This is a genomic window from Dellaglioa sp. CoH-57-MRSF-19 (assembly GCF_056781975.1).
The window spans coordinates 1-512 of record NZ_JBXAXW010000108.1; the positions used below are offsets into that span (position 1 = coordinate 1).

Genomic DNA, 512 nt, shown 5'->3' on the forward strand with positions numbered 1-512 from the left:
GGGTATTTTGCTGGGAAAACAGGGACCATAATTCAGGCCCCTGCGGATCGTTACTTGATGACCTCAAACACCATATCGAGCGGCCGGAACGTTTTGGAGATACGGCCGTCTGACGACTGGTTGCGCAATTGGTCGCATGCCACGCGAACCGACCCGTTTTTGTGGACGGCCTCAACAGTGCCCGTCATGCCCTGTTCCGGCCACCATTGGACGCGATTGTAAAAGCTTTGTTCCGTGCGGATTACCCGAACCTTGTCGCCTACTTTCATGCTGTTCCCCTTCATTTGGTTAGCTGATGGAATGAACTATACACGTGATTTTTGCGTTGCGCAAGCGGAAACGCAAAAAGCCGCTAGGTAGAAACACCTAGCGGTTGTGTACGGGATGATGCGCTTACCAGTCGGTAAGTGTCGGTTCGTCCGGGCCCTCGATTTTCATCGGCCAGCCCGTAAGCCGTAGCGCGCTGTTATGCTCGTACAGGAACGAATAGAACGAATCGAGCGCGGGATGAT

General features: G+C 53.7%; 1 protein-coding gene. It reads right to left on the minus strand.

Features of this window, described 5'->3' with window-relative positions:
* Positions 1-50 precede the first annotated feature (50 nt).
* Positions 51-269 carry a hypothetical protein gene (locus AC1RO3_RS08495; protein WP_289875313.1) on the minus strand — a complete coding sequence of 73 codons (219 nt, stop codon included), beginning with the start codon at positions 267-269 and terminating at the stop codon, positions 51-53.
* Positions 270-512: the final 243 nt, after the last annotated feature.